The organism is Achromobacter sp. UBA5777 (assembly GCF_002418565.1).
GTDB classification, from domain to species: Bacteria; Pseudomonadota; Gammaproteobacteria; order Burkholderiales; family Burkholderiaceae_B; genus Achromobacter; species Achromobacter animicus.
Window position 1 is genome coordinate 1 of the sequence record NZ_DIEJ01000170.1, and the last position, 3,844, is coordinate 3,844.

The window sequence follows — 3,844 nt, forward strand, 5'->3', positions numbered from 1 at the left end:
CGCCGAACAGCTGCTGGCGCGGATTGGCGCCAAAGGCGCGCGACGCTTCCAGCACTTCGCGGTCGACCAGGCGGATGCCCAGGTCGGTCAGGCGGATGAGCGGCGGCACGGCGTAGATGACGGTTGCGATGATGGCGGGAATCTTGCCCAGGCCAAACAGCATGACGACGGGAATCAGGTACACGAAGCTGGGCATCGTCTGCATCACGTCCAGTACGGGCAGCATGCCCGAACGCAGCCAGTTCACCCGCGCCATCAGCACGCCCAGGGGGATGCCAATCAACACGGACAGGCCGGCCGCCATGATCATCAGCGCCAGCGTCTGCATGCCGGCGTCCCACAGTCCCAGCACGCCGATCACGCACAGCAGCGCGCCCATCGCCAGGCTCAGCCCGACGCGGCGGCTCACGCCATAGGCGATCGCGATGGTGACGGCGACAACCGCCCACCAGGGCGAGTTGCGCAAAAGTTGCTCCAACCACACCAACGCATGCAGCACGGGCTGGGACAACGTCTCCAGCGTGTCGGCGTAGTTGGTGACCAGATGATCGACAAAGCCGTCGATCGCCCCCCGTACCTGACGGGCGGGAATAATTTCAGGAAACATCGTTTTGACTCCATTCTGGCGCGCTCGCCGCCCGTGTCGCCACCGGGCGCGCCGGCGCAGCGGAAAACAACGAGACTGAGACGGGTGCCTGGCACCTGGACGGATGATGGATCGCGCAGATCACATCCGCATCGGTGCCCTGCACCGGTATCACTGCCACCGCGGGTGGCGGCACAAGCACGCTTGCCGGGCCGGACGCTTGCGTCCGGCCGGCGGCCATCCCGGCAAAGAGGTCCGGTCCCATCGGGGGCCGGTACGCGCCACCGCGGCGCGCAGCCAGGATCACAGTGCTTTACAGCGCGCTTTGGACGCGCCCGGCGACGTCGGCGGGGACCCACTTGGTCCAGACGTCGGGTTTGTTCTTCAGGAACCACTTGGCCACGGCGTTCGATTCATCGCCGGACTCTTCCATGTGGGCCAGGGTTTCGTTGATGACCGGCAGCGGCACCGAGACCTTGGACAGGAATTCGGTCAGCTTGGGCGCATCTTCGGAGAACTTGGTGTTCACCGCGGTGAAGACGGGATTGTCGGGATAGGCGCTGGGCTCAGGCTTGGCGCACTTGGGCGACGTCAGGCACTTGTGCTTTTCGGCGTCGTAGGGCGGCAGATCCAGCTTGACCAGATCCATGGCGCCGACCAGCGGCGTGGGCGACCAGTAGTAGAAGACCACGTTCTGCTTGCGCTTGTAGGCCGACANNCTTGGGCAGGTCGGCTGCGGACTTCAGTTCGGGCAGGCGTTCGGCCGTGTACTTGGGGATGTACCAGCCTTCGGCGCCCATGAACACGTCACCGATGCGCTTGACCTTGCCGGTCTTCTCGGCGCGGGCCCAGGGGTCGGCCACGCTGTTCAGCCAGATTTCGGTATTGATGTCCAGATCGCCGCGCTCGAGGGCGGCCAGGGCGGGCAGGGTCTCGGTGGGCAGGGTTTCGGTCTTGCAACCGTAGCCCTTTTCCATGATGAATCGTTCGACGTCAACCAGGACCAGATTGGATTCCCAGTTCATGCCGCCGAAGGTCACCGGGCGCTTGAGCTCGCATTGCGGGGCGTCGGCGGCTTGGGCCGCACCGGCAAACGCAAACATAACGGCCGCGGCGGCCAGGGTCTTGACAGGGGTAAAACGCATTGGCTTTTGCCTCCATAGGTTCAGGCACGCACGCCGGGAACAAGCCCGGGAGGCACCGTGGAGCTAAGGGGGTTGTGCGGAAGACGGGCAGAACCGCCAATACAAACCGACACTAGCAACAAGACGGCCCGCGAGGGACGCGGCGTCTTGCAAGACAGGGAGCTTCAAAAACGGGTTTTTGAGAACTCAGAGAAAGAGAACAAACTGAACGAAGAAGGCGGCATCTTAAACGAAATTGAGATGCAGACCAACCCCGAGGGTGAATGAAACAGATACATTCATCCGATTTTCATTAAGGGATAACCCGAGTGTTTCAGGGGAAAAACGCGATTTCCTCCTAGGCAAATCACAATCCCAAGGTCAGATACATCTAGTTAACATTCCGCGCGTATTTATACGTTCAACGGGTTCCAAAACCGGCGAAGAACCATCTATTGGCCCATTCAGGAATGGAATATTCCACGCGGCCATGTGGAACCAATCTTCCGCAACCATTACTCGGATCGCGTGGCGTACATATAATCCCGCCGCCACGGATACGACAGATCGGCGGGAAGATCCAGTTCATCCGCGCGCCCCGTCGCGGGATGCTGCGCAAGAATCTGATGCAGCGCGATCCACCCGTGCTCAAAGGCCATCGCGCAACCGGCCAGATACAGCCGGTAGGCGCGCAGCGAGCGCTCGCCCTGGTCCGCGCCCAGAATGCGCGCCGCGTCCGGCAACCGCGCCTCCAGCCGATCGCTCCACGCCCACAGCGTGCGCGCATAGTGCGGGCGCAGGTTCTCCACGTCCAGGTCTTCCAGGCCACCGTTGGCCAATGTCTGCATCACGACGCTGACGTGCGTCAGTTCGCCGCCCGGAAAGATGTACTTCTCGATGAACTCGCCCATGCCGTTGCCGAGTTCCGCGTTATCCACGCCGGCGGCGGTGATGCCGTGGTTCATGATGAGCCCGCCGGGCTTGAGCAGGCGGCGCAGCGTGGCGAAGTAGCTTTCCAGTTGCGCGCGGCCCACGTGCTCGAACATGCCCACCGACGCAATCTTGTCGTAGGGCTGCGACGCGTCCAGCTTGCGGTAGTCCAGCAATTCGATGCGCACGCGACCTGTCAGGCCTTTTTCCTGGATCAGCCGGCTCACGTGCGCATGCTGGTTGCGCGACAGCGTGATGCCGGTGGCGTCCACGCCGTAGTGTTCGGCCGCCCACAGCAGCAGCCCGCCCCACCCCGCGCCCACATCCAGGAAGCGCTCGCCCGACGCCAGGCGCAGCTTGCGGCAGATGAGATCCAGCTTGGCTTCCTGCGCCTGCGCGAGCGTCATGCCCGGTTCGCGGAAGTACGCGCAGGAATACACGCGGCGCGGATCGAGCCACAGCGCGTAGAAGTCGTCGGACAGGTCGTAGTGAAATTCGATCTGCCGGGCGTCGCGCTCGATGGAATGGCGCCACACCGACATCACCTTGTGCACCAGGTCGGTCAACCAGCCGCCGCGCGCCGCGTCCATCGGCGAACCGGGCAGCAGCGCCGCGGCCGCCGCCATCACATCGCGCATGCTGCCCTCGATATCGATGCGGCCTTCGACATAGTCCTGGCCCAGCACCCCAACGGCCCCTTCGGCCAGATGCGCCAACGCGGTCTTGTCATGCGTCACGAACCGCACGCGCGGGTCGGGTGGGCCGAACACGGCGCCATCGGGCAGGACGAGCTGGACAGGGACAGGCAACGCCTGAAGTTTGCGCTCCACGACAGAAAGCAAAGGATTCACGGCTTTTCCTCCGGATGCATAGGGACATCAGGGACGCTAACGGAAAACGCCCGCAATCTTCCTGTAAGCCCGCCCATGATAAAGTCCCCGGCTTGGCGCGGCCAATACAGCCTCTGCACTGCCACGCGCCCTGTCCCTGCGTTTTACCGCGATCTACATGCCCCCAATGCAAACATCCCGCAGCAGCCTGCCCGGTTGGCTCATTCTCATGGGCGCGCTGACGGCCATCGGCCCGTTCGCCATCGACATGTATCTGCCCGCGTTCCCCACGATCGCGGCGAACCTTGGTGTCGCCCGCGGCGATGTCGAGCGCACGCTGGCGGCGTACCTCATCGGCTTGGCGCTGGCGCAGG

Annotated in this window: 2 protein-coding genes and 2 pseudogenes; 1 reads left to right on the forward strand and 3 read right to left on the reverse strand. The window is 63.6% G+C overall.

Annotated features, from left to right (window positions below; all coding sequences use genetic code 11):
* The 3 genes and pseudogenes from B3446_RS13340 to B3446_RS13350 all read right to left on the reverse strand — a co-directional run.
* On the reverse strand, positions 1 to 607 hold a 607-nt coding region (locus B3446_RS13340; protein WP_291381682.1), incomplete at its 3' end, for an ABC transporter permease.
* 292 nt (positions 608 to 899) lie between these two features.
* Positions 900 to 1,731 (reverse strand): annotated as a pseudogene (locus B3446_RS13345) (glycine betaine ABC transporter substrate-binding protein).
* 494 nt (positions 1,732 to 2,225) lie between these two features.
* A complete protein-coding gene (locus B3446_RS13350; RefSeq protein ID WP_291381683.1) occupies positions 2,226 to 3,491 on the reverse strand; it encodes a class I SAM-dependent methyltransferase in 1,266 nt (421 codons plus the stop codon).
* Positions 3,492 to 3,648: 157 nt separating this feature from the next.
* Between B3446_RS13350 and B3446_RS13355 the strand changes: the two are divergent.
* Positions 3,649 to 3,844, forward strand: a pseudogene (locus tag B3446_RS13355) (Bcr/CflA family drug resistance efflux transporter); the annotation flags it as partial.